The sequence below is a fragment of the Corynebacterium sp. KPL1995 genome (genome assembly GCF_000477935.1).
Lineage (GTDB): Bacteria > Actinomycetota > Actinomycetes > Mycobacteriales > Mycobacteriaceae > Corynebacterium > Corynebacterium pseudodiphtheriticum.
Map to the genome: position 1 here is coordinate 1,088,760 of NZ_KI515715.1, position 20,214 is coordinate 1,108,973.

Genomic DNA, 20,214 nt, shown 5'->3' on the forward strand with positions numbered 1-20,214 from the left:
CTCAGCCCAGCAGTTCGGCGAGTGCCGGGATGATCCCGTGGCGCCACATCGCGGGATCGTGGCCACCGGGCGTGCGGTGATTGGTGGTGGGAAAACCGCGACGTGTCAGCGCATCCGCTACTGCGTCCACGTGTCGTTGCATGGGTGGTTCCTCTGCACCGCACGTCAGTATGATGCGTGGCAGACCGGAGCCGCTGTGAGCGGCAGGAATTTCGAGTGAAGGGTGGGCAAGCTGTGCGGCAATGTCGCCACCTGCAGGGCCATCCGAGAGTGTGTCCGCTTGCTCTGTCGAGCGGTCAGCGAACCACCAGACGGCCGGGGATTGAGCGATGGCTCCTTTGATTGCAGGCGTGGTTTCAGTGGAAGCCGCAAGAGTAGCCCGCAGGGCGGAGAGCCCGCCGAGGCTTTGCCCCACCAGGACTATGTGGCTGCTCTTGATGATCGCCGGAAGTTCGGTGGCCAGTGCGCTGGCGAATGCTTGAGAGGTGTACTCCTCGCTACGGTCTTTGGCCGCTGGCAGGAAGACGCGGTTGATCTGGGGGATGAGTCCTGCCGTGACGGCCAGGTCCAGTGCACCCGTGAGGTCATGCAGGTGTATCCAGTCATCGCCGTCTAGAAACACCGCGGTGATATCTGCACCGCGGTCATCGAGGCGCGCGGTGCAGCGTCTGCCGAATACGTTTCGGTCGATGGATAGGCGTGCCCCAGGCAAGTCCGCGATGACTGCTGAGGAGCGAGGCGGCCAGAATGTCTGGTCCACGGAACCGCCGTTCAACAGGCTCGCCTGTGGGCCTGCGCCGTATGCATTATTTGGGTCGGGATACTTCAGCTCACCGGATTGAAAGCTATAGGTCACCGAGGAGTGTGCCGGAATGCTCACGTCTACGGTGGACACTGAATCGGTGAGCTCAATGTTTGGACGGTAGGGGTCTGTGAAAACGAGGGCCTCAGCGTCTGTGGGTACCGAGATGTGGTGATGGGAGGTCTCGTCTGGGGAATCTGACATGAGAATTACGCCACCTTCATTCTTGACTGCATAGGTAAACTTAAGCTAACATCTTTACTATGCGAGTTGCTGTTTTTGGCTATCAAACGTGGGGACATCGGACGTTGTCTGCGGTCATCAGTGCTGGTTATGAAGTAGTTTTGGTGGTTACGCACCCTGCCAGTGACCACCCATATGAGCAAATGTGGGCAGACTCCGTTGAAGAGCTCGCCAGTGAGCATGGGCTCCCGGTGTGCGTCGTAGAGCGCGTGGGGCAAGACGTCATTGAGGCGTTGCGCGATGCTGCACCAGACGTCATCGTGGCCAACAATTGGCGAACCTGGCTTCCTCCCGAGGTCTTCGGTGTGGCCAAGCACGGTGCATTGAACGTACACGATGGTCTCCTGCCGGAGTATGCCGGATTTTCGCCCATACTGTGGGCGTTGCTGAACCGGGAAACTCACGTGGGCGTCACCGTGCATGGGATGGACGAAGTGTTGGACGGCGGCCCCATCATCGCCCAGCGCGCGATCCCAGTCGGTCCGCAGGACACCACCACGGATCTCGTGGCCAAGACCATCGACCTCATCGAGCCCCTCGTGGAACGCGCATTGAGTGACGTCGCCCAAGGCACCGCCACCGCACAACCTCAAGATCCCACACGTGCTACGTACTTCCATAAGCGTGGCGAGCGGGAATCTCGCATAGATTTCACCCAACCTGCGGAAGATGTCGCCTTGCTGGTCAGGGCGCAGTCTGATCCGTATCCCAATGCTTACTTCGAGTTTCGAGGTCAGCGCGTCCGCGTGCTTTCCGCGCATGTCTCGCAAGGCCGCTTCGGCGGAACCCCCGGCCGAGTCACCATCCCTTACGAGGGAGGAATTGCGGTGGTCTGCGGGTCGCCCCGTGCCAACGTGCCGGCGCCGGCGATTGTTCTGGATCGTGTTCGTCTCGACGACAACTCGGAACTGCCCGCGACCGAATTCTTTGGACATAGGGCTGGATATATCTAACCAAAGGTTTGACCTTTCCCTTTTATGTACGGGCTACGCCTAGCGCGGAAATCCGTCGCCAATAACAACGGAGAAAAATGACACTCAAGAAGATTCTCGTTAGCACCGCTGCTGTGCTGACCTTGGGCGCAGCACTGACCGCGTGCTCGACTGATGACCAGTCCGGAAACTCCGGGGATTCCCAGGCAGTCAACGCCGAGCAGGGCGCATTCCCCACCACCATCGAGCACCGCTACGGGGCGACCGAAATCAAGGAAGCCCCACAGCGTGTGGTCTCCTTGGGCTACACGGATCAGGACGCACTGCTGGCACTGGGAGTTACTCCTGTCTCCGTGAACTACTGGGACGGAATGACTCCGGATGGTCAGGCTGCGGGCAACTGGTCCAATGACAAGATCGAGGGCGAGACTCCTCGGATCGACAAACACGCAGAGGTTAATGCGGAAGCTATCGCTAAGGACAAGCCAGACCTCATCGTGGCCGTTTACTCGGATATCGATGAAGCCACGTACAAGAAGCTGTCTGAGATCGCCCCTGTTGTCGTACAAAAGGGCGAATACGAAGAACTACAGCAACCATGGGACGTGACCACGGAAGAGATCGGGCAGGCCGTGGGCAAGCCTGAAGAGGCAAAGCGCCAGGTGGAGCAGGTCAAGGAGAAGTTCGCAGAGCTCAAGGCCCGCCACCCAGAGTGGGCCGAGAAGGAACTCGGTGTAGCCACTGTCTCTGACGAAAATCTGGCGGTCTTTGCCGAGGGTGATCCGCGCAGCCGCTTCTTCACCGAGCTGGGATTCAAGATCAACCCGGCCTACGCGGGCATCACCAAGGATAAGTTCTACGGCGAGGTCTCCAAGGAAAACGCAGCCAAGATCAATTCCGACGTACTGGTGTGGGACCAGCTGTCTTACTCTCCGACGCAGAGCAAGGCTTCTGTGATCGAGGATCCGATCGTGGGCGAGCTGCCTGCGGTGAAGGACGGACGCAGCGTTTATTTGGAAGGCGACTTGGAAAAGGCCTTCGGGTGGCAGACCGTGCTGAGCCTGAACTATTTGCTGGACAAGATCGAGCAGCCGTTGGCAGATGCCACGAAGTAGTCTGAATCAACTGCCGAACCACCTAGAATTAAACCAGCCCAACTTTCAAGGGCCGGTTAATTCAAAAGTACTGGGTTGGTTTTACTGTTGTTGAAAGCTAGGGCCGTCACCTACAGGGGTAACGGCTGCACGCTAGGGACCAAGCCTTGCCGACGAACCAATAAGGGCGCCGCAGGACGTCGTCTTTATTGAGCTACCATTTCTTGGTGGCGTGCGAGCACACCACCTTGCAGAAATCTCTTTCCCCGGCGGACTCGCACATAATCCACGTCTACGTGGGGCTTGAGTTGTCGATTCTGCGGAGACTCAACGTTGATGCTGCCGAGAAGATCGGTGACGGGCTGTGCGTAACCGTCAGAACCTGCGGTGATCCAGGTGAGGCTGCCTAAGGCGTTGCGCCAATCTTTCAGGTGAGGCTCTGAATTGGTACTGATGATTGCGATGACGTGGGTGTCTACGAGCTGCTCCGGATAGAGCATGGTAAGGTACTCCAGGATCGTGCTCACGCAAGGCAAGGATGAAGGATCTGCCACCAACAACTGTGTACGGTGGTCGCGATGCCACACTCTTTGGCATGTCCACAAGCCAGCGGGGTCGCCCGGCTTTCCGGACTAAGACCACGACAAGCCAGGGCCGGTGGGGGCGTCCGTAGAAGATTCGGCGAGAGGGCTGGTGTCAGTTGGCAGCGCATTCAATCCGTGCGTGCCGACGTTAAACGCGAGCAAGCCGGGGGTGTGTCGAGGCAACGCACGGTATACCACCGCAGACTGGGCCGCATTTCGGGGGGCGTTGCGGCCACGGCGACCCGTATATTTAGACCCTCGATGGGAGAGGCAGCGAAGCTCTCCGGAGAACTAAAGGGCTGATTTGGTGGTGGTATCAATAGACCGAAGAACTCATCCGGACCTGTGAGTATGTAACTCTTGAGTTCTTCGGCATGTACCACGATGTGTAGCAAAGTGTCCGTCAGGTAGTCCACGCTGTGAATTGTGACGGGGATCAGTCGATGGGCTTGTGTGTGCGGCGCGCGCAGTAGCTGGTGATCGACGAACTCCTCTGGAGAGCGCTTAAGGCTCGCAAGGGAAGAAATTTCGTGGGAGAAGAAATTAGCTCACCGTTACCGGATTGAAACTCGCCCGTTGCGCAATTGAAGTGTCCGTTTGGGGTTCGCGCCGTCATCGTTCGCGCAAAGAAGGAAACCCGTCGTGCGGACGGTTCCTACATTGCTTTCGACGAAAACGCTGCTGTCATTCTTCGTTCCAACGATAATGACCCACGCGGTACCCGTATCTTCGGGCCTGTCGCTCGTGAGCTGCGTGAGAAGAAGTTCATGAAGATTGTTTCTCTCGCACCGGAGGTGATCTAGGTGAAGGTACATAAGGGCGATATGGTCCAGGTCATTTCGGGCCCAGATAAGGGCGCGCAAGGCAAGGTCATTGAGGCATACCCAAAGACCAACAAGGTTTTGGTTGAGGGCGTCAACCGCATCAAGAAGCACGTTGCGAACTCTGCGCCGGAGCGCGGCGCCGAGTCTGGCGGAATCGTTACCCAGGAAGCACCAATCCACGTCTCGAACGTCGCGGTGCTGGATTCTGACGGTAACCCAACTCGCGTTGGCTACCGCTTTGACGAGAACGGCAAGAAAGTCCGCATTGCTCGTCGCAACGGGAAGGATATTTAAGGCATGAGCGACAACTACACTCCACGTCTGAAAACCCGTTACCGCGACGAAATCAAGAACAAGCTGAATGACGAATTCTCTTACGAGAACGTCATGGAGATCCCCGGTGTTGTCAAAGTTGTTGTCAACATGGGTGTTGGCGACGCTGCTCGCGACTCCAAGCTGATCAACGGTGCGGTTGAGGACCTTACTCTGATCACCGGTCAGAAGCCACAGCTGCGTCGCGCTAAGAAGTCCATCGCGAACTTCAAGCTGCGCGAAGGTATGCCAATTGGCGTGCGCGTCACCATGCGTGGCGACCGCATGTGGGAGTTCTTGGACCGTTTGTTGACTATCGCGCTGCCACGTATTCGTGACTTCCGCGGCTTGTCCGATCAGCAGTTCGATGGCCACGGAAACTACACCTTCGGTCTGTCTGAGCAGACTATGTTCTACGAGATCGACATCGACAAGGTTGATCGTCCACGTGGTATGGATATCACCGTTGTTACCAGCGCTACCAACGACGATGAAGGTCGCGCACTACTTCGTGAGCTGGGATTCCCATTCAAAAAGTAGTTTTGCAGTACTGAATAAGTCTGTTTGTTAAGAACTTTAACCCCTCCGACATGAAACCGGAGGGGTTAAAGTCATTTTTTGGTGTCCTTGGGTTGTTTTCTTCTTGGGTAGAAATACCATGCAGCTAGAAAAGCGATGAGGCTGGGGATGACGGCGATGATTAACTCAGAAGAATCTCGTATGAAGTACAACAACCAGTGAAAAAGACCGAGCAACATCAGCGTTGTAAAACAAATCCAATCATCGCGCCGTTTTTTATCTTTTGTCGCCACAGTACGCGTACCTCCTTATCGCGCCAGTGCAACGGCAACCTGCTATGCAATGGATCTGGCGGTCATTGTCAAATTAATCACCTGCGTGTATTGCTAGAATAGCTACAATCGCTATTTAGAGTGGTGATGCAAGAAACCTACAAGGAGCCAATAACTATGTCTACAATCCCAAGCATTCTTCTCCGCGCTATCCCAGGTGCCCTCATCGCGGATTCCGGCATTTCCAAGTTGGGTATGGATGCAGAATCCTCGAAAGGTCTACAGGACTTTGCTGCTACGGGCATTCCGCAGGTGAAGGAACTGCCGTCCGATAAGTTTGGCACTATCATCGGTGCTTCCGAAGTCGCTGTCGGTGGCGCGCTGTTGGCGCCATTCGTTTCCAACCGCCTTGCCGGTCTCGCGCTGACCACCTTTGGCGCAGGTCTGTTGAGCATTTACTTCCGTAACGACGATATGACCCGCGAGGATGGCATCCGCCCAACTCAAGATGGCATGTCTATCGCAAAGGATTCCATGATGGTTGCGATTGGCACAGGGCTGATCGCTCTGGATCAGCAGGATCGTATCTCTGGTGTACTGCAGGAACGCAAGATTGCTAAGGCAGAAAAGAAAGCTGCCAAGAAGGCCGCACGAAAGGCTAAGAAAGACGCAAGGAGAAACTCCTAAAGCTAATTTGCCGGTGACATTGGCACGCAGAGTCGGCTAAGCGTTCTAATGGTTGGCCGAATCGCCTCAATCCTGCTAGGGTTGGGGCGTCTTGTGCTTTTTGGGATACGTGTGTCTAAAACACCGTAGCCTGAATAGAGATTTAGCGTCGGCGGGAAGAACCGTTTTAGCGTTTACTCTGCACGCACAGACTTGCAAGTTTTTCCTACGTTTGTTGTAGGCCCCTCGCCATCATGGCGACCGAGCTTCATTGAGGTAGCGAGCAAACATGCTATTGAGCATGGGAGCGTTAAGTTGCCCAAAACAGCCCGGTAACGCCCTTAAGGTGAGTTCGGGAACCGCAACGAGAAAGGTTCAAGGTCAACACATGACCATGACTGACCCGATTGCAGACATGCTCTCACGGGTGCGCAACGCTAACCACGCGCAGCACGACACCGTGTCCATGCCTGCATCCAAGATCAAGGCGAATATCGCTGGAATCCTGAAGCAAGAAGGCTACATTTCCGATTATTCCGTGGAAGGCGAAAAGGCAAAGAAGACCTTGTCGCTGGACCTGAAGTACAACGGCCGCGAGCGCGCTCTGTCTGGCCTGCGTCGCGTTTCGAAGCCAGGTTTGCGTGTCTACGCAAAGGCTACGGAGCTCCCTAAGGTTCTGGGCGGACTGGGTGTGGCTATCATTTCCACCTCCCACGGCCTGTTGACCGACCGCGAGGCTGAGCAGAAAGGCGTAGGCGGAGAAGTCATCGCCTACGTCTGGTAAGGGAAGGGTGATTATTAATGTCACGAGTTGGTTTGGCACCAATCGCCGTCCCTAGCGGCGTCGAGGTAAAAATCGATGGCCAGAACGTTTCTGTCAAGGGCCCAAAGGGCACCTTGGAGGTGGACGTTCCAGAGCCAATTTCCATCGTCCAGGAAGACGGTGAACTTCGCGTTTCACGCCCGGACAACCACCGCAAGAACCGTTCTCTGCATGGTCTTGCACGTTCTTTGGTGAACAACTGCGTTATCGGTGTAACCGAAGGCTACGAAATCAAGATGGAAATCCACGGTGTTGGTTACCGTGTGCAGCAAAAGGGTAAGGACCTGGAGTTCGCTCTGGGCTACTCGCACTCCGTACCAGTCAAGGCTGATGAAGGCATCACCTTCGCTGTAGACGGCAACACCAAGTTCTCTATCTCTGGTATCGACAAGCAACAGGTTGGCCAAGTTGCGGCGAACATCCGTCGTCTGCGTAAGCACGATCCTTACAAGGGTAAGGGCATCCGCTACGTCGGCGAACAGGTACGTCGCAAGGTCGGAAAGACGGGTAAGTAAGCAATGTCTAATTCTGAAAACACCAAGCGCACTCCGGTCGGTAAGGATATTTCCTCCCGCCGTCGTGAAGCACGTGCCCGCCGTCATTTCCGTATTCGTAAGACGCTGCGTGGAACCCCACAGACCCCACGTTTGGTCGTTCACCGCACCGCGCGTCACCTGCACGCCCAGCTGATCGACGACCTCGCCGGCCACACCCTGGCTGCCGCATCTACCATGGAGATCCGCGACGCAGAGGGCGACAAGAAGGCACGTGGTGCCGAGGTCGGCAAGCTTATCGCACAGCGTGCCCAAGAAGCAGGCATCGAAGCAGTTGTATTCGACCGCGCCGGTTACAAGTACCACGGTCGCGTTGCTGCTTTCGCTGACGCCGCACGTGAAGGTGGTCTGAAGTTCTAATGATCAACGCAGTTGCACACACCAACGGAAAGGACGCGTAATGTCGGATCGTGATCAGCGCGACGGCGGACGCTCCGCCGACAACAAGAAGAACGATCGCAACAATCGTCGTAACGATCGTCGCAATCAAGACAACGAGCGCGATAAGTACATCGAGCGCGTTGTAGCCATCAACCGGGTTTCCAAGACTGTCAAGGGTGGCCGCAACATGAGCTTCACCGCTCTGGTCATCGTCGGTGACGGCGAAGGTATGGTCGGAGTTGGCTATGGCAAGGCCAAGGAAGTTCCAGCAGCAATCCAGAAGGGTGCTGAAGAAGCCCGCAAGAACTTCTTCCGCGTCCCAATGGTGGGCGGAACTATCACCCACCCAGTACAGGGTGAAGACGCAGCAGGCGTCGTTATGCTGAAGCCTGCAGCTCCAGGTACTGGTGTCATCGCTGGTGGCGCCGCACGTCCAGTACTGGAGTGCGCTGGTGTACAGGACATCCTGTCCAAGTCGCTGGGCTCGGACAACGCTCTAAACGTCGTTCGCGCCACTGTGGACGGCCTAAAGCAGCTGGTGCGCCCTGAGGAAGTTGCCGCACGTCGTGGCAAATCCGTCGAAGAGGTTGCTCCAGCCCGTATGCTGCGCGCTCGCGCAGGACAGGAGGCATAAACCGTGGCTCTGAAGATTACTCAAACACGTGGCTTGGTCGGTAGCACGCCGAACCAGAAGGCCAACATGGAAGCACTGGGCCTGAAGCGTATTCGCCATTCTGTTGTCCAGAAGGACACGCCGGCGATCCGTGGCATCATTCAGAAGGTGCGCCACCTGGTCACCGTAGAAGAAGTGGCAGGGGAGTAGATACACCATGAGCGATATCATCAAACTGCACGACTTGCGCCCAGAAAAGGGTGCGAATAAGGCTAAGCGTCGCGTCGGCCGCGGTGAAGGCGGCAAGCGCGGTAAGACAGCTGGTCGTGGTACCAAGGGTACAAAAGCACGTAAGCAGGTAGCAGCAAACTTCGAGGGTGGCCAAATGCCAATCCAGATGCGTTTGCCAAAGCTGCGTGGGTTCAAAAACCCGAACAAGGTTGTATTCCAGGTTGTTAACGTTACCGATCTGGAAAAGGCCTTCCCACAAGGTGGCGACATCACCGTCGCTGACTTGGTCAACAACGGTTTGGTTCGCAAAAATCAGCCGGTTAAGGTCTTGGGCAACGGCGAGATCTCTGTCAAGGTCAACGTTACCGCGCAGAAATTCTCTAAATCGGCCGTCGAAAAGATTGAAGCCGCTGGCGGATCTACCACCAAGGCATAATTTCTATGCGATGACTAGCTTATGGGCTTCCCAAAGAATGCTCTAAGCATCGCTATCGCCTAACGCCCCTGAGGCTGCACTACGCAGTGTCAGGGGCTTTGTTATACCCGCACCCTGGGTCGTTTTCCCAAGAATGATTAAGGTTGTCCTATCACACATCGACGCGAGGTGTTTTCAGTTAGAGAAGACTGGTAGGCTACTAGGGCCACGCGCGCATAAGCTTGCACGCAGGTATTTGGATTTAGTCGGCGACGGCTAACCCTCAAATGCACACAAATAAGAACTAATCGGTTGCCTTTGCGTCACTTTCCACGGTGGCAGTAGTTGGGCTAGGAGGCTTTAGTGTCTGCCATCATTCAGGCTTTTAAGGATGCGGATCTTCGGCGCAAGATTTTGTTCACGATTCTTTTGATCGTGATCTACCGCGTCGGCGCGCAGATCCCATCACCGGGCGTGGATTATCAAAACATTTCTGGGCGACTCCATGAGTTGACCCAAGAAAATGACAGCTTGTATTCCGTCATTAACCTGTTTTCCGGTGGCGCACTGCTGCAGCTATCGATATTTGCCATCGGCATCATGCCGTACATTACGGCCTCCATTATTTCGCAGTTGCTCACCGTCGTGATTCCACATTTTGAGCAGTTGAAAAAAGAGGGCCAATCCGGCCAAGCGAAGATGACCCAATACACCAGGTACATGACGCTTGCCCTGGCGCTGTTGCAATCGGCGGGCATCGTCGCCTTGGCGGACAGGAACCAGCTGCTGGGGCAGGGTGTAGAGGTTTTGGATCCTGACCGCACCGTTTTTGACCTCGTTCTTCTCGTGACGGTGATGACTACCGGCGCGATTTTCGTGATGTGGCTTGGTGAGCTCATCACCGAAAAAGGCATTGGAAACGGCATGTCGTTGCTCATTTTCGCCGGTATCGCAACACGCCTTCCTACCGATGGTTACAGGATCTTGCAGGACAACGGCGGAGTCGTTTTTGCGGTCGTATGCGCAGCTGTGGTGGCGCTCGTTGTCGGTATTACCTTCATGGAGCAAGGCCAGCGTCGGATTCCGGTTCAATACGCAAAGCGGATGGTCGGCCGTCGTCAGTACGGTGGATCTTCGACTTACCTGCCACTGAAGGTCAACCAGGCCGGAGTTATCCCGGTTATCTTCGCTTCGTCGTTGATTTACATGCCGGTTTTAATCACCGAGATTGTGAACTCTTCGAACCCGACACCACCTGACAACTGGTGGATGCGCAATGTAATTGCGAATCTGCAATCGCCATCGTCGTATGTCTATATCGCGGTTTATGTCACGCTGATTATCTTCTTCTCTTATTTCTATACCTCGATTCAGTATGACCCGAATGAGCAAGCAGAAAACATGAAGAAGTACGGCGGCTTCATTCCTGGTATCCGCCCAGGCCGCCCAACCGCGATGTACTTGAGCTTCGTCATGAACCGGCTTCTGTTCGTTGGTTCTATTTATCTCGCGTTCATTGCGATCCTTCCGAACCTTGCGCTTGACTTGGGGGTTGGCTCCAATGATTCCGCAGGCATGACTGCGTTTGGTGGTACTGCTATCCTGATTATGGTATCTGTGGCTCTTACCACAGTGAAGCAAATCGAATCCCAACTTCTGCAATCCAACTATGAAGGGCTGCTCAAATAATGCGATTGGTACTCCTTGGCCCAGCTGGCGCCGGTAAAGGCACCCAGGCTGAAATCCTCAGTGAAAAACTTAATGTTCCGCATATCTCTACTGGTGATCTCTTCCGGGCAAATATCTCAGAAGGCACACCGCTCGGCGTCGAAGCCAAGGAATACATCGACGCCGGAAAGCTGGTCCCTACTGACGTTACAGCTCGGATGGTTGAATCCCGCTTGGAAGAGCCGGATACCGAGGAAGGATTCCTTCTTGATGGTTTCCCGAGGACCGTGGAACAAGCTCAGATTCTGGAAGACTTGCTCGGCAAGAAAAATCTGCGGCTCGATCACGTAGTCAACTTTGAAGTTTCGGAGGATGTTGTTGTTCAGCGCATGAAGGCACGCGGGCGTGCTGACGACACTGAGGACGTAATCCGCACACGGTTGGAGGTATACCGTGACGAAGTAGTCCCGCTGATTAAACACTACGGTGACAACGTCATCAATGTGCAAGCCGAGGGAGAAGTCTCGGAAATTAACCAACGCACCATGCAGGCGCTCGGGAAATAGCCAGCTATCCGATAAGCTATGGGGGATCGCCAGCAGGCGTCCCGTTTTATTAAAAGGACAACTCTTCCATGACTACACGCAAAATCGTTGCCGGCCTCGTAGGCAGCTTGGCAATGTTGGTATCCGTTATGCTTCCGGGCGTCTCCGCGCAAGCACAGCCACTGCCAGGCTCGTCGGCGGCTATTGACCGGTTCCAAGCCCCGCAATTCCCAGACTTCAATCAGCTGGTCCAACAGTTTGATCAAGGCAACCGAGACGGTGCTTGGCATTTGCGAACACAACTCGTGCATCAGGCTAACACCTTGAACCCTCAATTTGCAGCGGGTCTTGCGCAGACCATCGACCAAGCGCTGGAGTTCGTATTCCCGGGGCTGATCGCCCAAAAGCAACAAGCCGCTCGTGGTCCTGCGGAGCCAATGACCCCGGCCCCGTCACGCGGCCCGCACATCGACACCGGAGCATGTCCGGCTGACGCTCGCGTTTGTGTGGATATCGACGGCCGACGCACTTGGCTGCAAGATGGTCATGGATCTGTCACCCATGTCGCGTCCGCGATGGCTCCCGGTAAACCAGGTCAGGACACCCCTCGAGGTACTTTCCACGTAAACCGTAAGGTTAAGGACGAGATCTCTTACGAGTTCAATAACGCCCCGATGCCATACGCGATTTATTTCACCAATAACGGACATGCGTTCCACGAAGGTTCTCCGGCTTACGATTCCGCCGGATGCGTACGTCTTCCAAATCAGGATGCGATCACCTTCTGGAACCACTTGAATATCGGAGACAAGGTCTTCATTTACTAAAATCGCCTTAAGCTTCCTGACAGGCAGGCCCCGTCTGAACTGAGCGAAAGCACAAGCAAACCTGGAAAAGTTTGTTTTTGCTGCTAGTGCTCTGTATAGTTGGAGCTTGGTCTGTCAAGGTTTAGTCTTGCTGCGTTTGACCAGCACGACGCGACTCAATGACACCGGCCGCGGCCGGTGTTTTTGCATTTATAAGACTCTTTCAGGCCGGTAAAGCATTAGACAAGCAATCGGCGCAGTTCGCCCTGTGCCAGGAAGCCGGAGGATATGGCTAAGGAAGGCGCAATTGAGGTTGAAGGTCGGGTAACCGAGCCTTTGCCAAACGCAATGTTCAAAGTCGAGCTAGACAACGGACATGAGGTGCTTGCTCATATTTCGGGTAAGATGCGCCAGCACTACATCCGTATCCTTCCCGAGGATCGGGTCGTCGTGGAGTTGTCTCCATATGACCTGAACCGTGGCCGTATTGTCTATCGCTACAAGTAAAGACTGTAAGCCTCCCTACTCAAAACAATCTGTCCGCAAATAACTCTGCGGACAATTGTTCGTATACCTCAGGCCGCGGTGGCCCGAGCCTGGTGTGCATTACGGCGCAATATTTTGCGTCTACGCCGCACGATCCAGGGCGGGTAGGGAGAAAACCACCGTACATACCCCGAAAGGACTCGCCTTATGGCACGTCTCGCTGGTGTGGATCTCCCACGCAACAAGCGTATGGAGATCGCTCTCACCTACATTTACGGCATCGGTCCAACCCGTGCCACCGAGTTGCTGGAAGCTACCGGCATCTCTCCTGATTTGCGTACCGACGCCCTCACAGACGATCAGGTGTCCTCGTTGCGCGACCAGATCGAGGCTCAGTACACCGTCGAAGGTGACCTTCGTCGTGAAGTCCAGGCCAACATCCGTCGCAAGATCGAGATTGGAAGCTACCAAGGTTTGCGCCACCGTCGTGGTCTGCCAGTCCGTGGTCAGCGCACCAAGACCAATGCTCGTACTCGCAAGGGTCCAAAGAAGACGATCGCAGGAAAGAAGAAGTAGTTTATGCCTCCAAAGACTCGCTCTGGCGCACGCCGTGGCCGTCGCGTCGTAAAGAAGAATGTGGCCCATGGCCACGCCTACATCAAGTCGACCTTCAACAACACCATCGTGTCTATTACTGACCCTGCCGGTGCTGTTATTGCATGGGCTTCGTCTGGTCATGTTGGTTTCAAGGGCTCCCGTAAGTCCACCCCATTCGCCGCACAGATGGCTGCTGAAAACGCCGCCCGCAAGGCAATGGATCACAACATGAAGAAGGTTGACGTTTTCGTCAAGGGTCCGGGCTCTGGCCGTGAGACCGCCATTCGTTCCCTGCAGGCTGCAGGCCTTGAGGTCAACTCCATCACTGATGGCACACCGCACCCATTCAATGGCTGCCGCCCACCGAAAAAGCGTAAGTTCTAGGGGAAGGAAGAGGTTTAAAACATGGCTCGTTATATTGGCCCCGCAACCCGCGTATCCCGCCGTCTGCGCGTCGACCTAGTCGGCGGAGACTTGGCATTCGAGCGTCGTCCTTACCCACCAGGACACGCTGGACGCAACCGCATTAAAGAATCTGAATACCTGCTGCAGCTGCAGGAAAAGCAGAAGGCGAAGTACACCTACGGTGTTTTGGAACGCCAGTTCCGTCGTTACTACACCGAGGCTAACCGCCTGAACGGCAAGACTGGTGACAACCTCGTCATCTTGCTCGAATCCCGCCTGGATAACGTCGTCTACCGTGCAGGTCTGGCCAAGACCCGTCGTCAGGCACGTCAGTTGGTTTCCCACGGACACTTCACCGTGAATGGCAAGAACATCGACATCCCGTCCTACTCGGTTACCCAGTACGACATCATCGACGTTCGCCCACGTTCGCAGAAGATGCAGTGGTTCGAAGAAGCCCAGGACTCCCTTGCCGACGCCGTCGTTCCGGCTTGGTTGCAGGTAGTCCCTGATACCTTGCGCATCCTCGTGCACCAGTTGCCCGAGCGCGCTCAGATCGACGTTCCGCTGCAAGAACAGCTCATCGTCGAGCTTTACTCGAAGTAATCTGGCTTCGGATCTGCAGCTTTACATTCCTCATTGTTGTCCTAGCCGGCGTCAAATAGCGGGCGCCAAAGGAGAAAATTCATGCTTATTTCACAGCGTCCCCAGCTGAGCGAAGAATTTATCGATTCTTCCCGCTCCAAGTTCGTCATTGAACCATTGGAGCCGGGGTTCGGCTACACGCTGGGTAACTCGCTGCGTCGTACGTTGCTGTCCTCGATCCCTGGGGCGGCGGTCACCTCCGTCAAAATTGATGGCGTACTCCACGAGTTCACGACCATTAACGGCGTTAAGGAAGACGTTTCTGAAATCATTCTCAACGTCAAAGACCTTGTGCTGTCCTCGGATTCGGACGAGCCGGTAGTGATGTACGTCTCCCAGCAGGGGGCGGGCACTATTACGGCCGGTGACATCCAGCCACCAGCGGGCGTGGAGATCCACAACCCGGATCTGCACATCGCAACGCTGAACGACGATGCTCGTTTTGAAATGGAGCTCGTTGTTGAACGCGGTCGTGGCTACGTACCTGCTGCAGCTACCTCGGGCGACATCGGACGCATCCCAGTAGATCAAATCTACTCGCCAGTGCTGAAGGTGTCCTACAAGGTGGAAGCAACTCGTGTTGAGCAGCGTACTGACTTCGATAAGCTGATCATCGACGTCGAGACGAAAAATTCGATTTCCGCTCGGGACGCACTCGCTTCCGCCGGCGGTACCCTGGTCGAGTTGTTCGGTCTGGCGCGCGAACTTAACACGCAGGCAGAAGGCATTGAGATTGGACCATCCCCACAGGAATCCGAATACATTGCCGCTTACGGTATGCCTATTGAGGAGTTGAACTTCTCTGTTCGCTCGTATAACTGCCTGAAGCGTCAGGAAATCCACACTGTTGGTGAGCTCGCCGAGTGCACCGAGTCTGATTTGTTGGATATCCGCAACTTCGGCCAGAAGTCGATCAATGAGGTCAAGATCAAGCTGGCGAATCTGAATCTGACTCTGAAGGACGCACCTGAAGATTTCGACCCAACTGTGTTGGAAGGCTACGACGCAGAAACCGGCGACTTCAAGGATCCTGCAGAAGATTCCGAGTAAAGCGCATATGTTCTGGCAGGTTCACTGTTTAGTGAATACTGTGCCGACACTGCAAGCACAGTTCCCTAGTGTCCCTGCTTACGCGCTCACTTAAATAATACGAGGAGAAACACTATGCCTACTCCAAAACGAGGCGCCCGAATTGGAGGCTCGGCTCGCAACCAGCGTCACATTCTGTCGAATCTGGCCGCTGCACTGTTCGAGCACGACTCCATCAAGACCACCGACGCCAAAGCTAAGCTGCTGCGTCCATACGCAGAGAAGCTGATCACCAAGGCCCGTTCCGGCACCTTGGCTGACCGTCGTGAGGTACTCGCACAGGTTCCGCAAAAGGAAGCTGTTGCTCGTCTATTCAACGAACTTGCTCCAAAGTTTGAAAAACGCGACGGCGGCTACACCCGCATGGTAAAGCTGGAAAACCGTACCGGTGATAACGCTCCTATGACCCAGATTTCCCTGGTTCTGGAAGAGACCGTGTCCGCTTCCGCAGAACGCACCACTCAGGCTGCCGCTGCGAAGGCCGATTCCGACTCCACCGATCCATCTGACGAATCCAACATGGATTCTGAAGGTGCCGCTGCTAACACCGAAGCAGACTCCGAGGAGAAGTAATCTCGCGGCTTTCTAGCGGTGGGCTAGTGGTTTGTTATTTATGACCAACTGCTAGCTCTCGGTACCTTATCTGCAGCACACCAACACGGTTGTGTGTAATGAAGATCACTAAGCTCTATTTCCTCTCCACCGAGGAAATAGAGCTTTTGTGCATTAAAGTGAAGTTATGAAACGCAACGAATCTAACCAAGACCGTGGAATCCGTGCTGTAGTCGGTATTATTGCCTTGCTCATTGGGCTGTTTGCAGTCGGCGGTTTTCTCCGCGCACTATTGATCATTGTCGGCCTCGTTCTGGTGATCACCGCAGCAGTGGGCTTCTGCCCGCTGTACCGCCTGCTGGGAATCAATACCTGCAAAGTGCGGCGTTAACAAAGCCTGGCGTTAACACATACTGGTATTAACATAGTCCGGCATCAAACCAGGGCGGCGTTTACCTAGCGGCGGTCTAGCCTAGGCAAAAGCGGGAGCACGTTTGCGACCGTGCCGCCCCAAAGACATTGAGCCGAGCGCCGCCACCAAGAGCAGGGCATAAGCGAGGGTGATTGCCACAGCCGCGGGGATGTCTATGCGATACGCGCTCCAGAATCCCACCAGGCTGCCTATTAGTGCAATCACGACGGCACTGCCCAGAATTTGGGTCAGCATGGAAATGCCCGGTAGGCGAAAAGTGACAGCGAAGATTCGCCCGGTAGCCGCAGGCAATACCATCATCGCGATCACCAGCATCACACCGGCGGCGTAAAAACTCGCAGTGACCGTCAAAGAGGTTAAGGCGAGCGTCGTCAAGCGCAATGCCCGTACCGGTACGCCAGCGACTTTGGCGGCACGGTCGTCGAAGGCACAAGCTCCAAGCAGGGGGAGGAGCCAGCCGACGAAGACGATGTTCGCCAGCATGATCGGCACTAGCGTCCATAGATAAGACGGTTGCGAAAGTGCGGCCAGATTGAGATTGCCGACCAACACGGTGTGCACGTCGAAATGGACGTTCGAGAAATTCAAGCTTAGCAGCACGATCCCGACGGCGAACATGGAGGGAAAAACCAACCCCAGTGCGCCGCCTTCTGCGATTAACCCGGTGTCCGCTAACCACCTCGTGCCCAAAGCCACCAGAAACGCCGCGGCTCCCGCGAATAAAACGAGTAACGGGGACTGCACTGATCCGGAAATCAGCGCGCCCACCACGATTCCTGGGAGCACGGCGTGCCCCATGCCGTCGAGAAGCATTGCATCCTTGTTTGCCACCACGATCACCCCAGGAATCGCGCAGGTAATAGCGGTAACGACGGCCAAAATACTGACGGTGACGACGAAACTCATTGGGAAAACACCAATCCGCGCTTAGGGGCGAAAATCAAAGAGACGAGGGCGAAGCAGGCCTGCACAACGGCGATAAGTGGGCCAGTAGGGATCGAGCCAATGACCACGGCCAGGTAGACCCCGATTAAGCAACTAGCAGCGCCGATCACAGCGGCAAGGACCGTGACGACGCCGAGCTGATTAGACCATTGCCGTGCGGCCACGCAGGGGGCGATGACGAACGAGACCATCAAGATCACGCCGACGACTTTGATGCCGTTGACGACCACTAATGCGAAAGCGGTCATGGCGACGATGTGCAGCAGGCGGGTGTGTACCCCGGAGGTTGCGGCGAAGGTTGGGTCGAAAAGCCAGCATTTCAGCGTGGGGAAGTACCAGATGAGTCCGCTGAGAATAACCAGGCTGAGTACGACGGAAATCCGTAAATCTGCGATGGTTACTGAGCTAGCATTACCCAACAGATAGTCTTGAATTCCGCCTTTGCCGGGCAGTGGCTGCTTGGTGATGATGAACAACCCCAGCATGCCTAAGGCAAAAGACACGTTGAGTGAGATGGCCATGCCGGTATCGACCGACAACGGCGTGTGGTGAAACAACCAATGGGACAGGCCGACGGCTAGTAATGCGGTCAGCAACGCACCAGCCGCTAAAAACAGCGGGTTGCGCGTCGGCAAGTTGAGGTACGCGGCGATAAGAAACGCGAAGGTAATTCCCGGTAAACTGGCGTGGGAAATCACGTCGGAAATCAGTGCTTGCTTGCGGAAATACACCACGGGGGACAATGCACCGGCTGCGACGCCGATGACCATGGTGCCGAGCACCGCCATGAGATACGTGTGGGTGGTCAGCAATTCCCATGGTGTGATCATGACACCGACCTGCGATCCCGCGTGAGGTTCGCGGAGAAGTTGCCCGGCAGATTATAAGCGTCGCTGATGGCGGTGTCGGTGAGAGTTTTGTGCGTTGGTCCGTTAGCGGATACCTTGCCGTTGGCTAACAACGTCACGTGGTCGCAGTATTCGGCGACTTCTGCCAGGTTGTGGTGAACCATGATGATGGTTGTCCCTGACTGGTGTAGTTCGCGGAGGATGTCGACGATTGTTTCTTGGCTAAATGCGTCGATGCCCTGAAAAGGCTCATCAAGGACCAGCAGCTCCGGACTGTTGACGAGCGTGCGGGCTAATAGTGCGCGTTGCCTCTGCCCACCGGAGAGTGCGCCAATCGCTGCGCCGGAATATTTCTGCAAGCCGACGGCGGCAACGGCCTGGCGCGCAGCTTTTTTATCTGCCGAATTTGGCCAAGGCCACCACGAGCGTTTGCTAGCAGTACGCCCCATCAAGGCCACGTCCAGGACAGTGGCCGGAAAGTCCCAGTCCACCTGTTGACTTTGCGGCATATAGCCGAGATCCGTCCGGATGGCACGCAGCGGCTTGCCAAAAAATTCCACCTGTGCCTGCCCCCGGGTCGCTTTGGGCAATAACCCCAGGCAGGCTTGCAACAACGTGGACTTGCCGCTCCCGTTTGCGCCGACGATGCCGGCGAAACTACCGCACGGAATTTTGACATCCAGCTCATCCAAGATGACGCCGGTGCCGTAATTGACTGTCAGGCCACGTACCGACAATGCAGTGGTGGTAGTGGGGGCGGGTGCAAGCATGGCGTTCTCCTGGACGGTGGTTGAAACCTTGATTTTCTTGATTACTGGGGCCGGTGGGCACTGTGACCGGTGGGTGCTGTGAATGCTGGGTACATAGCCCGGAGTTGCTGGTTCGGTCTACTTCAGTGCGGCAGCGATGGCTTCGAAGTTGTGGCGGAATGCGCCAAGGTACGTATCAACTGGGGCTTCGGCTCCGAGGCTATCGGCGAACAGTTCCTCATCAGAGATTTCGACATCCCATCCGCGCGCCGCGATGGCTTCGCTCAACGCGTTGATGGCCTGTGGGTTGACCTGGTTATCGTAGAAGATCATCGGAACCTTGGCTTCTGCGGTCTTTTCGGCCAACTCATCGAGTTCACTGGCGGATTTCTCGGCTTCGGTGGACACGAAGTCGGTTGCTTCCACATCTAGGTCGTAGGTATCGCCGAGGTAGTTGAAGGCATCGTGGCCGGTGACCAACAGACGAGAGGACAAATCGCTGAGCGCATCTTTGGCTTCTTGGTGCAACGTCGCGATTTCGTCGTTGTACTTCTCGGCGGCCTCGTGGTAACCCTCGCTGCCGTCTGGGTCGATTTCGGAGATATGGTCGGCGACGATATCGACGACTTCTTGCCACAGTTCCGGTGAGTTCCAAATGTGTGGGTCATATTCCGGTTCGCCTTCTTCCTCAGCTTCTGGCCAAGGCAGCAACTTGGATTCGTCGAGCTGATCACCAACGGCAACTTGCTTATCACCGAGGGCTTCTAGCTGCTTATCCATCTGGGCTTCGAGGTGCAGGCCGTTCCACAACACAACATCGGACTTTTGCATTGTGTCGATGTCTTGCGTGGTGGGCTGGTAGGTGTGTGGGTCGCCGCCAGGGCCAACCAGGGTGATCACCTCGGCATCTGGTGCGATGTGCTGGGCAGCGTCGGCAAGGTAGCCGGTAGTGGCGAAGATAGTCAGTTGTTCGTCTGCGCCGTTGCTGCCATTAGTGCCGCTGGCATTGGAATCGGAGTCATTGCTGCATGCAGCCAAGCCGCCTAGGCAGGCTAAGGCTGTGCCGATGGTGGCGGCGGTGCGGATGGATTTGCGTGTCATGCTTGCCTTTCGTGGATGAATCTTATTTTATGAAAGTATGCTTAAAAAGTTCAGCAATATGGATAATTGAAATCCTAGAC

The 20,214-nt window shown here is 55.5% G+C and carries 29 protein-coding genes and 1 pseudogene; 22 read left to right on the top strand and 8 right to left on the bottom strand.

The window, feature by feature from the left end:
• Window position 1: 1 nt before the first annotated feature.
• On the bottom strand, window positions 2-1,006 hold the full coding sequence (locus HMPREF1292_RS04775) for an esterase family protein (protein WP_023018962.1): 1,005 nt from the start codon (window positions 1,004-1,006) through the stop codon (window positions 2-4).
• A gap of 59 nt (window positions 1,007-1,065) precedes the next feature.
• On the opposite strand from HMPREF1292_RS04775, the gene HMPREF1292_RS04780 reads away from it, so the two are divergent.
• Both HMPREF1292_RS04780 and HMPREF1292_RS04785 read left to right on the top strand, forming a co-directional pair.
• Entirely contained in the window at window positions 1,066-1,998 is a 933-nt protein-coding gene (locus HMPREF1292_RS04780) for a methionyl-tRNA formyltransferase (RefSeq protein WP_023018963.1), read from the top strand.
• Between the two features lie 77 nt (window positions 1,999-2,075).
• Window positions 2,076-3,092, top strand: a complete 1,017-nt coding sequence (locus HMPREF1292_RS04785; protein WP_023018964.1) for an iron-siderophore ABC transporter substrate-binding protein — start codon at window positions 2,076-2,078, stop codon at window positions 3,090-3,092.
• A gap of 185 nt (window positions 3,093-3,277) precedes the next feature.
• On the opposite strand, the gene HMPREF1292_RS04790 is transcribed toward HMPREF1292_RS04785, so the two are convergent.
• The gene (locus HMPREF1292_RS04790; protein ID WP_198010702.1) at window positions 3,278-3,625 is read right to left on the bottom strand and encodes a hypothetical protein; all 348 of its coding nucleotides are present in this window, start codon (window positions 3,623-3,625) and stop codon (window positions 3,278-3,280) included.
• A gap of 158 nt (window positions 3,626-3,783) precedes the next feature.
• On the bottom strand, window positions 3,784-4,071 hold the full coding sequence (locus tag HMPREF1292_RS11570) for a siderophore-interacting protein (protein ID WP_198010703.1): 288 nt from the start codon (window positions 4,069-4,071) through the stop codon (window positions 3,784-3,786).
• A gap of 186 nt (window positions 4,072-4,257) precedes the next feature.
• On the opposite strand from HMPREF1292_RS11570, the pseudogene HMPREF1292_RS10450 reads away from it, so the two are divergent.
• From HMPREF1292_RS10450 to rplE, 3 genes and pseudogenes are all read left to right on the top strand, one after another.
• Window positions 4,258-4,458: pseudogene (locus HMPREF1292_RS10450) on the top strand (uL14 family ribosomal protein); the annotation flags it as partial.
• The gene (rplX, locus tag HMPREF1292_RS04800; protein WP_018121290.1) at window positions 4,459-4,773 is read left to right on the top strand and encodes a 50S ribosomal protein L24; all 315 of its coding nucleotides are present in this window, start codon (window positions 4,459-4,461) and stop codon (window positions 4,771-4,773) included.
• A 3-nt stretch (window positions 4,774-4,776) separates the two neighbouring features.
• Entirely contained in the window at window positions 4,777-5,331 is a 555-nt protein-coding gene (gene rplE, locus HMPREF1292_RS04805) for a 50S ribosomal protein L5 (protein WP_023018966.1), read from the top strand.
• A gap of 71 nt (window positions 5,332-5,402) precedes the next feature.
• Here the strand turns inward: rplE and HMPREF1292_RS04810 are convergent, their stop codons facing one another.
• Window positions 5,403-5,603 carry a hypothetical protein gene (locus HMPREF1292_RS04810; RefSeq protein ID WP_023018967.1) on the bottom strand — a complete coding sequence of 67 codons (201 nt, stop codon included), beginning with the start codon at window positions 5,601-5,603 and terminating at the stop codon, window positions 5,403-5,405.
• 156 nt (window positions 5,604-5,759) lie between these two features.
• Between HMPREF1292_RS04810 and HMPREF1292_RS04815 the strand changes: the two genes are divergently transcribed.
• The 17 genes from HMPREF1292_RS04815 to HMPREF1292_RS04895 all read left to right on the top strand — a co-directional run bounded on the left by HMPREF1292_RS04815 (window position 5,760) and on the right by HMPREF1292_RS04895 (window position 16,449).
• The gene (locus HMPREF1292_RS04815) at window positions 5,760-6,269 is read left to right on the top strand and encodes a hypothetical protein (protein ID WP_023018968.1); all 510 of its coding nucleotides are present in this window, start codon (window positions 5,760-5,762) and stop codon (window positions 6,267-6,269) included.
• 367 nt (window positions 6,270-6,636) lie between these two features.
• Window positions 6,637-7,032, top strand: coding sequence for a 30S ribosomal protein S8 (gene rpsH / locus HMPREF1292_RS04820; protein WP_021353408.1), 396 nt, complete (start codon window positions 6,637-6,639; stop codon window positions 7,030-7,032).
• Between the two features lie 17 nt (window positions 7,033-7,049).
• Window positions 7,050-7,586 (top strand): 50S ribosomal protein L6, encoded by a 537-nt coding sequence (gene rplF / locus HMPREF1292_RS04825; protein WP_021353409.1) that lies wholly within the window; start codon window positions 7,050-7,052, stop codon window positions 7,584-7,586.
• A gap of 3 nt (window positions 7,587-7,589) precedes the next feature.
• On the top strand, window positions 7,590-7,985 hold the full coding sequence (rplR, locus tag HMPREF1292_RS04830) for a 50S ribosomal protein L18 (protein ID WP_018121284.1): 396 nt from the start codon (window positions 7,590-7,592) through the stop codon (window positions 7,983-7,985).
• 40 nt (window positions 7,986-8,025) lie between these two features.
• A complete protein-coding gene (gene rpsE, locus HMPREF1292_RS04835; RefSeq protein ID WP_021353410.1) occupies window positions 8,026-8,640 on the top strand; it encodes a 30S ribosomal protein S5 in 615 nt (204 codons plus the stop codon).
• A 3-nt stretch (window positions 8,641-8,643) separates the two neighbouring features.
• Window positions 8,644-8,829, top strand: coding sequence for a 50S ribosomal protein L30 (rpmD, locus tag HMPREF1292_RS04840; protein WP_021353411.1), 186 nt, complete (start codon window positions 8,644-8,646; stop codon window positions 8,827-8,829).
• A gap of 7 nt (window positions 8,830-8,836) precedes the next feature.
• Window positions 8,837-9,286 (top strand): 50S ribosomal protein L15, encoded by a 450-nt coding sequence (gene rplO, locus HMPREF1292_RS04845; protein WP_021353412.1) that lies wholly within the window; start codon window positions 8,837-8,839, stop codon window positions 9,284-9,286.
• A gap of 342 nt (window positions 9,287-9,628) precedes the next feature.
• Window positions 9,629-10,954, top strand: coding sequence for a preprotein translocase subunit SecY (gene secY / locus HMPREF1292_RS04850; protein ID WP_023018969.1), 1,326 nt, complete (start codon window positions 9,629-9,631; stop codon window positions 10,952-10,954).
• Entirely contained in the window at window positions 10,954-11,499 is a 546-nt protein-coding gene (locus tag HMPREF1292_RS04855; RefSeq protein ID WP_021351971.1) for an adenylate kinase, read from the top strand. Before secY ends, HMPREF1292_RS04855 begins: the two co-directional genes overlap by 1 nt.
• A gap of 68 nt (window positions 11,500-11,567) precedes the next feature.
• Complete coding sequence (locus tag HMPREF1292_RS04860) at window positions 11,568-12,305, top strand: L,D-transpeptidase (protein ID WP_023018970.1); 738 nt, start codon at window positions 11,568-11,570, stop codon at window positions 12,303-12,305.
• 267 nt (window positions 12,306-12,572) lie between these two features.
• The gene (gene infA, locus HMPREF1292_RS04865; RefSeq protein ID WP_018121277.1) at window positions 12,573-12,791 is read left to right on the top strand and encodes a translation initiation factor IF-1; all 219 of its coding nucleotides are present in this window, start codon (window positions 12,573-12,575) and stop codon (window positions 12,789-12,791) included.
• Window positions 12,792-12,977: 186 nt separating this feature from the next.
• Window positions 12,978-13,346, top strand: a complete 369-nt coding sequence (rpsM, locus tag HMPREF1292_RS04870) for a 30S ribosomal protein S13 (protein ID WP_021351969.1) — start codon at window positions 12,978-12,980, stop codon at window positions 13,344-13,346.
• Between the two features lie 3 nt (window positions 13,347-13,349).
• Window positions 13,350-13,751 (top strand): 30S ribosomal protein S11, encoded by a 402-nt coding sequence (gene rpsK, locus HMPREF1292_RS04875; protein ID WP_018121275.1) that lies wholly within the window; start codon window positions 13,350-13,352, stop codon window positions 13,749-13,751.
• A gap of 21 nt (window positions 13,752-13,772) precedes the next feature.
• Window positions 13,773-14,378, top strand: a complete 606-nt coding sequence (gene rpsD, locus HMPREF1292_RS04880) for a 30S ribosomal protein S4 (RefSeq protein ID WP_021351968.1) — start codon at window positions 13,773-13,775, stop codon at window positions 14,376-14,378.
• 81 nt (window positions 14,379-14,459) lie between these two features.
• Window positions 14,460-15,467: a DNA-directed RNA polymerase subunit alpha gene (locus HMPREF1292_RS04885; RefSeq protein ID WP_021351967.1), complete on the top strand. Its 1,008-nt coding sequence runs from the start codon at window positions 14,460-14,462 to the stop codon at window positions 15,465-15,467.
• A gap of 114 nt (window positions 15,468-15,581) precedes the next feature.
• Entirely contained in the window at window positions 15,582-16,079 is a 498-nt protein-coding gene (gene rplQ, locus HMPREF1292_RS04890; protein WP_023018971.1) for a 50S ribosomal protein L17, read from the top strand.
• A gap of 166 nt (window positions 16,080-16,245) precedes the next feature.
• Window positions 16,246-16,449: a DUF2892 domain-containing protein gene (locus tag HMPREF1292_RS04895; protein ID WP_021351965.1), complete on the top strand. Its 204-nt coding sequence runs from the start codon at window positions 16,246-16,248 to the stop codon at window positions 16,447-16,449.
• An 81-nt stretch (window positions 16,450-16,530) separates the two neighbouring features.
• Here the strand turns inward: HMPREF1292_RS04895 and HMPREF1292_RS04900 are convergent, their stop codons facing one another.
• The 4 genes from HMPREF1292_RS04900 to HMPREF1292_RS04915 all read right to left on the bottom strand — a co-directional run bounded on the left by HMPREF1292_RS04900 (window position 16,531) and on the right by HMPREF1292_RS04915 (window position 20,134).
• A complete protein-coding gene (locus tag HMPREF1292_RS04900) occupies window positions 16,531-17,397 on the bottom strand; it encodes a metal ABC transporter permease (protein WP_023018972.1) in 867 nt (288 codons plus the stop codon).
• A complete protein-coding gene (locus HMPREF1292_RS04905; protein ID WP_023018973.1) occupies window positions 17,394-18,266 on the bottom strand; it encodes a metal ABC transporter permease in 873 nt (290 codons plus the stop codon). Before HMPREF1292_RS04905 ends, HMPREF1292_RS04900 begins: the two co-directional genes overlap by 4 nt.
• Window positions 18,263-19,054 (bottom strand): metal ABC transporter ATP-binding protein, encoded by a 792-nt coding sequence (locus HMPREF1292_RS04910; RefSeq protein WP_023018974.1) that lies wholly within the window; start codon window positions 19,052-19,054, stop codon window positions 18,263-18,265. Before HMPREF1292_RS04910 ends, HMPREF1292_RS04905 begins: the two co-directional genes overlap by 4 nt.
• Before the next feature lie 117 nt (window positions 19,055-19,171).
• The gene (locus HMPREF1292_RS04915) at window positions 19,172-20,134 is read right to left on the bottom strand and encodes a metal ABC transporter substrate-binding protein (protein ID WP_023018975.1); all 963 of its coding nucleotides are present in this window, start codon (window positions 20,132-20,134) and stop codon (window positions 19,172-19,174) included.
• Between the last annotated feature and the right edge of the window lie 80 nt (window positions 20,135-20,214).

Excerpts from the sequence above, each read along its gene's own strand:
- HMPREF1292_RS04775 (WP_023018962.1), bottom strand. The coding sequence starts at position 1,006 with ATGTCAGATTCCCCAGACGAGACCTCCCATCACCACATCTCGGTACCC.
- HMPREF1292_RS04915 (WP_023018975.1), bottom strand. The coding sequence starts at position 20,134 with ATGACACGCAAATCCATCCGCACCGCCGCCACCATCGGCACAGCCTTA.
- HMPREF1292_RS04860 (WP_023018970.1), top strand. The coding sequence starts at position 11,568 with ATGACTACACGCAAAATCGTTGCCGGCCTCGTAGGCAGCTTGGCAATG.
- rpsE (WP_021353410.1), top strand. The coding sequence starts at position 8,026 with ATGTCGGATCGTGATCAGCGCGACGGCGGACGCTCCGCCGACAACAAG.
- HMPREF1292_RS04900 (WP_023018972.1), bottom strand. The coding sequence starts at position 17,397 with ATGAGTTTCGTCGTCACCGTCAGTATTTTGGCCGTCGTTACCGCTATT.
- rplR (WP_018121284.1), top strand. The coding sequence starts at position 7,590 with ATGTCTAATTCTGAAAACACCAAGCGCACTCCGGTCGGTAAGGATATT.
- rpsM (WP_021351969.1), top strand. The coding sequence starts at position 12,978 with ATGGCACGTCTCGCTGGTGTGGATCTCCCACGCAACAAGCGTATGGAG.
- rpsD (WP_021351968.1), top strand. The coding sequence starts at position 13,773 with ATGGCTCGTTATATTGGCCCCGCAACCCGCGTATCCCGCCGTCTGCGC.
- HMPREF1292_RS04785 (WP_023018964.1), top strand. The coding sequence starts at position 2,076 with ATGACACTCAAGAAGATTCTCGTTAGCACCGCTGCTGTGCTGACCTTG.
- rpsH (WP_021353408.1), top strand. The coding sequence starts at position 6,637 with ATGACCATGACTGACCCGATTGCAGACATGCTCTCACGGGTGCGCAAC.
- infA (WP_018121277.1), top strand. The coding sequence starts at position 12,573 with ATGGCTAAGGAAGGCGCAATTGAGGTTGAAGGTCGGGTAACCGAGCCT.
- rplF (WP_021353409.1), top strand. The coding sequence starts at position 7,050 with ATGTCACGAGTTGGTTTGGCACCAATCGCCGTCCCTAGCGGCGTCGAG.
- rplQ (WP_023018971.1), top strand. The coding sequence starts at position 15,582 with ATGCCTACTCCAAAACGAGGCGCCCGAATTGGAGGCTCGGCTCGCAAC.
- rplE (WP_023018966.1), top strand. The coding sequence starts at position 4,777 with ATGAGCGACAACTACACTCCACGTCTGAAAACCCGTTACCGCGACGAA.
- HMPREF1292_RS04905 (WP_023018973.1), bottom strand. The coding sequence starts at position 18,266 with ATGATCACACCATGGGAATTGCTGACCACCCACACGTATCTCATGGCG.
- HMPREF1292_RS04780 (WP_023018963.1), top strand. The coding sequence starts at position 1,066 with ATGCGAGTTGCTGTTTTTGGCTATCAAACGTGGGGACATCGGACGTTG.
- HMPREF1292_RS04910 (WP_023018974.1), bottom strand. The coding sequence starts at position 19,054 with ATGCTTGCACCCGCCCCCACTACCACCACTGCATTGTCGGTACGTGGC.
- rpsK (WP_018121275.1), top strand. The coding sequence starts at position 13,350 with ATGCCTCCAAAGACTCGCTCTGGCGCACGCCGTGGCCGTCGCGTCGTA.
- HMPREF1292_RS04885 (WP_021351967.1), top strand. The coding sequence starts at position 14,460 with ATGCTTATTTCACAGCGTCCCCAGCTGAGCGAAGAATTTATCGATTCT.
- HMPREF1292_RS04855 (WP_021351971.1), top strand. The coding sequence starts at position 10,954 with ATGCGATTGGTACTCCTTGGCCCAGCTGGCGCCGGTAAAGGCACCCAG.
- rplO (WP_021353412.1), top strand. The coding sequence starts at position 8,837 with ATGAGCGATATCATCAAACTGCACGACTTGCGCCCAGAAAAGGGTGCG.
- HMPREF1292_RS04895 (WP_021351965.1), top strand. The coding sequence starts at position 16,246 with ATGAAACGCAACGAATCTAACCAAGACCGTGGAATCCGTGCTGTAGTC.
- HMPREF1292_RS04815 (WP_023018968.1), top strand. The coding sequence starts at position 5,760 with ATGTCTACAATCCCAAGCATTCTTCTCCGCGCTATCCCAGGTGCCCTC.